Genomic DNA, 5,993 nt, shown 5'->3' with positions numbered 1-5,993 from the left:
CCGACCCCCGCACCCGCAGCGGGACGGCGGCCACGGCGGCCCCCTCGCCGACGACGCGGGGGAAGCGACGGGCGACCTCGGCCGCCGTCACGGCGGCGACGACCCGGCCGGTGCGCGCGCTGGCGCACTCGGGCAGGTCGTCGTCCGGCGGTGGGGCGCCACCGACGTCGAGCGTCTCGGGCGCGAGGCTGGGCGCCGACCACCGCAGCGCGGACGTCCCCTCCCCCGGCGCGCCCAGCAGCACGGCGCCGCCCGTGGCCCCGGTCGTCGGCAGCCCGGCCCGCAGGACCCGCTCCACCACCTCGGCGCGGGTCGTCGCGCCCACCAGCGCGGTGGCGACGTCGAGCAGCGCCCACGACGGCGGCGGCCCCGCGGCGTCGGCGGGTCCCCCGGGGCGCCCCGGCACCGGCGACGGCGTCATGGCGCGGACGGCGGCGTCACGGGTCCCGGCGCCTCAGGCCAGGTGCCGGAAGACGACGTCCGCGGCCAGGACGGGCCGCTCGCCGCCCTCGCGCTCCCCGAGCAGGGACAGGACGACCTGCACCCCACCGGCCACCTCGGTCGCGCCGGCGAGGGTGCCGGTGAGCCGCAGGCGCGACCCGACGGGCAGCGGGGCGGGGAAGCGGACCCGGTCGAGGCCGTAGTTGAGGACCATGGAGGAGCGCTCGACCCGCAGCAGGTCGTGGCTCAGCGGCACGACGAGCGACAGGGTCATGTAGCCGTGGACGATCGTCGTCCCGAAGGGACCCGCCGCCGCACGCTCGGCGTCGACGTGGATCCACTGCTCGTCGTGGGTGGCCCGGGCGAAGGCGTCGACCTCCGGCTGCACCACCTCGTGCCACCGGCTCGCGCCGAGGTCCTCCCCCACGTGCTGGAGGAGGTCGGCCGGGGTCTCCACGACGAGCGCCACGGGGACAGGTCTACCCCAGTGGCACCTCCCCGCGCGCCCCCGCGGACCAGACCGTGACCTGGGCGCCTCGCGCGGCCGAGCGGGCTGCTCCGACGGGGTCGCGAGCGGCCCGTGGGCCGGGACGTCCGATCAGGCCTCGGGGACGAGGACGTCCAGCCGGCCGGAGCGGACGTCGTACACGCACCCGGCGACGGGCAGCCCCGCGGGCAGGTAGGGCGAGCTGCGGATGCGCTGGACGTCGTGCTCGAGCGTCGCCCGCTGGTCGGGGATGGTGCGGAACTCGAGGCTGCGCGTGTCGAGCCCGGCGCTCTCGGCGATGGTCGCGTGCACCTGCTCGTCGGTGGCCTTCGTCATGCGGCAGTCGGTGTGCGCGACGACGAGGACCCGCTCCACCCCGAGCAGGTGCGTGGCCAGGACGAGCGTGCGCAGCACGTCGCCCGTCACGCGGGCGCCGGCGTTGCGGAGGATCTTCGCGTCGCCGGGCTGCAGGCCGAGCATGTCCAGCGGCGAGATGCGCGAGTCCATGCACATCACGAGGCCGAGGCCCCGAGCCGCGCGCCCGGCCATGCCGGTGTCCGTGTAGGTGCGTGCGTGCTCGGCGTTCGCGGCGAGCACGTCGTCGAAGGAGGTCACGGCAGGGCATCCCACCAGGTCGCGGCGCGGCGCGGTGCGGCGGCCCGGCATCCGGGCGGCTGGGAGAGGGCCGGGGTGGGGCGGCAGGCTGCACCGGGTGGCGCACCCCCTCGTCCTCCTCGACCTCGACGGCACGCTGCTCGACCACCGCGGGTCGGTCGATCGGGCGCTGCGGGCCTGGACCGCGCGGCTGGCGCCGCCGCGGGCGCCCGCGGACCTGCTCGGGGCGTGGCTCGCCGCCGAGCGCCGGCACCTGCCCGCCTGGCGCGACGGGACGGCGTCCTTCGCCGAGCAGCGCCGTCGCCGGCTGCGCGACGTGCTGCCGCTGCTCGGGCTGCCCGTCGGCGACGACGCCGACCTCGACGCCGTCTTCGCGGGCTACCTCGAGGCGTACGAGGCGGCCTGGACGGCCTTCGACGACGTCGAGGACGCCCTCGCCGAGCTCGCCGGCGCCGGGCTGGCGACGGCCGTGCTGACCAACGGCGTCGAGGAGCAGCAGCGGGCGAAGCTGGCCCGGCTGGGGCTCGCCGGACGCGTGGGCCCCCTGCTCACCGCGGAGACCCTCGGCGTCGCCAAGCCGGACCCCCGCGTCTTCACCCTCGCGTGCGAGCGCCTCGGACGACCTCCCGCGCAGGTCGTCTCGGTCGGCGACGACCACGCCCTCGACGTCGTGGCCGCCCGCGCGGCGGGCCTGCGGGCGGTCCACCTCGACCGCCGCGACGAGGGGCCCGCCGGCGAGAGGGCGCGGACGACGACGCTGCGCGGGCTCGCCGCGCTCGTGCGGGACGCCGGGCCCGCCTAGTCCCGGCCCGGCCGTCCGAGGCGGAGGAGCGCGGGTCTCAGGACAGGCGCTCGAGCACCATCGCCATGCCCTGGCCGCCGCCGACGCACATCGTCTCGAGGCCGAGGGTCCCGTCCCGCTCCTGCAGCCCGTGGACGAGCGTCGAGGTCATCCGCGCGCCCGTCATGCCGAACGGGTGGCCGACGGCGATGGCCCCGCCGTGGACGTTGAGGCGGTCCTCGTCGACGCCCAGCTCGCGGGCGGCGGGCACCACCTGGGCCGCGAAGGCCTCGTTGAGCTCGACGAGGTCCAGGTCGCCCACCGACAGGCCCGCGAGGGCCAGCGCGCGGCGGCTGGCCTCGACCGGGCCCATGCCCATGACCTCGGGCGACAGCGCCGAGACGCCGGTCGAGACCACGCGCGCCAGCGGCGTGACGCCCAGCTCGCGCGCCCGGACGTCGCTCATGACGACGAGAGCGGCCGCGCCGTCGTTGAGGGGGCAGCAGTTGCCGGCCGTGACGGTGCCGTCGGGGCGGAAGACGGGCTGGAGCCCGGCGAGCGCCTCCGCCGTCGTCCCCGGCCGCGGGGACTCGTCGGCGTCCATGACGGAGCCGTCCGGCAGCACGACGGGCGTGGTGTCGCGCGCCCAGAAGCCGGAGGCCGTGGCGGCGGCCGCCCGCTGCTGCGAGCGCAGCGCGTAGGCGTCCTGCTCCTCGCGGCTGACCCCCCAGCGCTGGGCGACGTTCTCGGCCGTGTGCCCCATGGCGACGTACGCGTCCGGCAGCAGGCCGTCCTCGCGGGGGTCGCGCCACGTCGGCGCCCCGCCGGCGGCCCGCTCGGCGGTGCGCGCCCGGGCCTCCTCGAACCGCGGGTTGGTCCACGGGTTCGCCCCGCCGGGCGTCGCGGCGGGCGCGTCCGCGGGGGGTGCGTCGCTCGAGCCGCGGGCGAAGCGGCTGACGACCTCGACGCCCGCCGACACGACGACGTCGGCCTCGCCCGCCCGGATCGCGTGCATCGCCATCCGCGTCGTCTGCAGGCTCGAGGAGCAGTAGCGGGTCACCGTGGCGCCGGGGACCTCGTCGAGACCGAGCAGGACCGCGACGACGCGGGCGAGGTTGAAGCCCTGCTCGCCGCCGGGCATGCCGCAGCCCACGAGCAGGTCGTCGACCGAGCGGGGGTCGAGCTGCGGCACCGCCTCCAGCGCCGCGCGCACCACCTGGGCGGTGAGGTCGTCGGCCCGCGTCCCGGCCAGGGCGCCCTTGCCGGCGCGGCCGATGGGAGAGCGGGCCAGGGAGACGATGACGGCGTCGGGCACTTCTGGCTCCTCGGCGGTGAGGACGGGGGGGGGTGGTGGTGCGGGTGCTGCAGCGGCGCTCGAGGAGGGTTCCTCAGGACGCGGGCTCGCAGGTGACGTCGGGCGCCACGTCGACGACGATCTCGCCCTCGTCGAGCGACGCCTCCTCGAGGGCCTGCTCGCCCTGGGCCCACTCGGCCGTCGCGGCCTCCTCACCGCTGCCCGCGCAGAGGACCGTGAGCATGTAGACCCCGTCCTCGATGCGGTCCTCCTGCAGGTCCGCGACGAGGGACTGGACGCCGAGCTCGACGGGCGTCTCCGGCACCTCGACGGTGACGTCCGTGCCGTCCTCCTCGACCACGTCGTAGTCGGGGGCCTGGGCGATGAGCTCGGGGTCGGTCTCCGTCCCCGTCTCGGTGGAGGCGCCGCACGCGGCGAGCAGGAGGAGCAGCGGTGCGGCGGGGGCGAGGTGGCGGACGCGCATGCCAGCGACAGTGCCACGGCCCCCGCGGGGGCGCACCGCGGGCGCGGGCGGCCCGGCGGCGACGCCGGCAGGGCGCCCGGGCGACGACACCGGGACCCGGAGCCGGGACCCCTAGCCTCGCGGCGTGGACGCGACCGTGCTCTCCCTCGTCCTCGACCTGTCGGGCGTCTTCGTCTTCGCCCTCGCCGGCGCGCTGGCCGCCGTCCGCGCCCGCTTCGACGTCATCGGCCTCGTCGTCGTCGCGATGGTCTCCTCGATCGGCGGGGGGCTCCTGCGCGACGTCCTCCTGGGCACGGAACCGCCTCTGGCGCTGCGGGACTGGAAGTACCTGGCGGTGCCGACGGCGGCCGCGGGCCTCGCCTGGTGGCTGCACCCCCGCCTCGCCCGCCTGCGGCGCTCGGTGCGCGTGGCGGACGCCTTCGGGCTCGGCTTCTTCTCCGTCTCGGGCACGGCGACGGCCCTCGCGGCCGGCCTGGCGCCGCCCTCCGCCTGCCTGCTCGGGGTGCTGACGGGCGTGGGCGGGGGTGTCATCCGCGACGTCCTGCTCCGCGAGGTGCCGCTCGTGCTCTCCGACGGGCAGTTCTACGCGCTGGCGGCCCTCGCCGGGGCGCTCCTCGTCGCCGTCACCTGGCACCTGCAGGTCTACGGGCTCGTGGCCGCGGGGGCCGGCGTCGCGCTGGTCGTGGCGCTGCGCCTGCTGACCCTGCGGCTGCGGTGGCAGCTGCCCGTCCCCGCCGACCGCCGGCCCGGGCGGCCTGAGCGGTCCGGGCCGGCTGGGCGGTCTGGGCGGGTCGGGCGGGCGCGACCTCGCCGTCAGCGACCGAGGAGGCCCCGCACGTAGGAGGCCTGCCCGAGGTGCTGCAGGCAGTCCGAGGCCACGCTGGCCAGGCGCACGCCGTAGGTGACGGGCGGGTCCCACGCCTCGTCCACCACGCGGTCGAGGTCCTGCTCGCCCAGCCCGGCGACGACCGCGTCGGCGCGCTCCCCCACCGCGCGGGCGTAGCCGGCGAGGTCCTCCGCGCTCGCCCGGACGCGCGCGACCTCGTCGGTGGTGTGGCCGTAGCCGGTGTCCTCGCGAGGCAGGTCCAGCGCCAGCCGGTCGGCCCAGGTCCGCCCGCCGTCGCCGTCCACGGGCGTCGTCCAGACCTGCTCGAGGCCGGCGGCGTCCGCGAGGTGGTCGTCCATGACGCGCGCCTGGTGCCACACCAGCCAGGCGACGGTGTTGGCACCCGGCTGCGGCGCCCGCGCCAGGTCCTCCTCGGAGAGGCCGTCGACGACCGTGGGCGCGAGGGCGCTCGCGCGGCCCAGCACCTCCTGCAGCAGCTGGCTGACGTCCATGGCCGCCACGCTAGGCACGGCGTCGGGCGGGCGCCCGCGGGCGGAGCCGGCAGGTCAGGGACGGGTCACCGGGCCGAGGGCCGCCAGGCGCTCGTCGAGGAGCCGGTCGATGACGTCGGCCAGCACCCGCGCGGCCCGCGGCCGGGCGAGCTGGTCGGCCCGCGCGTGGGCGATGAGCGCGTCGAGCACGTGGGGCTCACGGGGGCTGGGGATCCGGGCGGGAGCGGTCACGTCGACCTCCGACGGGTGGGGCGGGGCCCTCCCCCGCGTGCACGGTGCGTCGACGCGCGCCAGGGCCGCCTGCAGCGCTCACCCGTCCGGCGCCCCCGGCCTCACCCGCTCGGACCAGCGCGTGCCCGACCAGCGCCTCGTCCCGACCAGCGCCTGCCGTTCCCCCCGGGGGGTCAGCGGGCGCGGACGGCGGCGTCCAGGCGCCGGCGCACGCTCGGCCAGGAGTCGCCGTGGGCCGCGACGAGCGCGGGCGTCGTCCAGCGCAGCACCCCGCCCTCCGCCGAGGCGTCGGTGCCGCCGACGAGCTCGACGTGGCCGCACG

The 5,993-nt window shown here is 78.0% G+C and carries 8 protein-coding genes and 1 pseudogene; 2 read left to right on the top strand and 7 right to left on the bottom strand.

The window, feature by feature from the left end:
* The 3 genes and pseudogenes from HLB09_RS11835 to HLB09_RS11825 form a co-directional block, all read right to left on the bottom strand.
* Positions 1–421, bottom strand: a pseudogene (locus tag HLB09_RS11835) (hypothetical protein); the annotation flags it as partial.
* A gap of 33 nt (positions 422–454) precedes the next feature.
* On the bottom strand, positions 455–910 hold the full coding sequence (locus tag HLB09_RS11830) for a MaoC family dehydratase (protein ID WP_322790155.1): 456 nt from the start codon (positions 908–910) through the stop codon (positions 455–457).
* A 129-nt stretch (positions 911–1,039) separates the two neighbouring features.
* On the bottom strand, positions 1,040–1,594 hold the full coding sequence (locus HLB09_RS11825; RefSeq protein WP_171203569.1) for a carbonic anhydrase: 555 nt from the start codon (positions 1,592–1,594) through the stop codon (positions 1,040–1,042).
* Positions 1,595–1,640: 46 nt separating this feature from the next.
* Between HLB09_RS11825 and HLB09_RS11820 the strand changes: the two genes are divergently transcribed.
* A complete protein-coding gene (locus HLB09_RS11820; protein WP_171203568.1) occupies positions 1,641–2,345 on the top strand; it encodes an HAD family hydrolase in 705 nt (234 codons plus the stop codon).
* Positions 2,346–2,382: 37 nt separating this feature from the next.
* Here the strand turns inward: HLB09_RS11820 and HLB09_RS11815 are convergent, their stop codons facing one another.
* Complete coding sequence (locus HLB09_RS11815) at positions 2,383–3,639, bottom strand: acetyl-CoA C-acetyltransferase (protein ID WP_171203567.1); 1,257 nt, start codon at positions 3,637–3,639, stop codon at positions 2,383–2,385.
* 73 nt (positions 3,640–3,712) lie between these two features.
* Complete coding sequence (locus tag HLB09_RS11810) at positions 3,713–4,102, bottom strand: hypothetical protein (RefSeq protein WP_171203566.1); 390 nt, start codon at positions 4,100–4,102, stop codon at positions 3,713–3,715.
* A 124-nt stretch (positions 4,103–4,226) separates the two neighbouring features.
* Here HLB09_RS11810 and HLB09_RS11805 point away from each other — a divergent pair, with 124 nt between their 5' ends.
* Positions 4,227–4,943, top strand: a complete 717-nt coding sequence (locus HLB09_RS11805; protein WP_212770965.1) for a trimeric intracellular cation channel family protein — start codon at positions 4,227–4,229, stop codon at positions 4,941–4,943.
* On the opposite strand, the gene HLB09_RS11800 is transcribed toward HLB09_RS11805, so the two are convergent.
* Both HLB09_RS11800 and HLB09_RS11795 read right to left on the bottom strand, forming a co-directional pair.
* Positions 4,916–5,440 carry a mycothiol transferase gene (locus HLB09_RS11800; protein ID WP_171203565.1) on the bottom strand — a complete coding sequence of 175 codons (525 nt, stop codon included), beginning with the start codon at positions 5,438–5,440 and terminating at the stop codon, positions 4,916–4,918. The genes HLB09_RS11805 and HLB09_RS11800 overlap by 28 nt on opposite strands.
* 54 nt (positions 5,441–5,494) lie before the next feature.
* The gene (locus HLB09_RS11795; RefSeq protein ID WP_171203564.1) at positions 5,495–5,671 is read right to left on the bottom strand and encodes a hypothetical protein; all 177 of its coding nucleotides are present in this window, start codon (positions 5,669–5,671) and stop codon (positions 5,495–5,497) included.
* Between the last annotated feature and the right edge of the window lie 322 nt (positions 5,672–5,993).

Source organism: Pseudokineococcus marinus, assembly GCF_013004605.1.
GTDB classification, from domain to species: domain Bacteria; phylum Actinomycetota; class Actinomycetes; order Actinomycetales; family Quadrisphaeraceae; genus Pseudokineococcus; species Pseudokineococcus marinus.
Note: the sequence above shows the minus strand (reverse complement) of the source record. Positions and strands in the feature narration are given on the sequence as shown.

What these genes read in the sequence shown, in the direction of transcription:
- HLB09_RS11825 (WP_171203569.1), bottom strand. Translation starts at nt 1,594, where the DNA reads ATGCCGGGCCGCCGCACCGCGCCGCGCCGCGACCTGGTGGGATGCCCT.
- HLB09_RS11810 (WP_171203566.1), bottom strand. Translation starts at nt 4,102, where the DNA reads ATGCGCGTCCGCCACCTCGCCCCCGCCGCACCGCTGCTCCTCCTGCTC.
- HLB09_RS11800 (WP_171203565.1), bottom strand. Translation starts at nt 5,440, where the DNA reads ATGGACGTCAGCCAGCTGCTGCAGGAGGTGCTGGGCCGCGCGAGCGCC.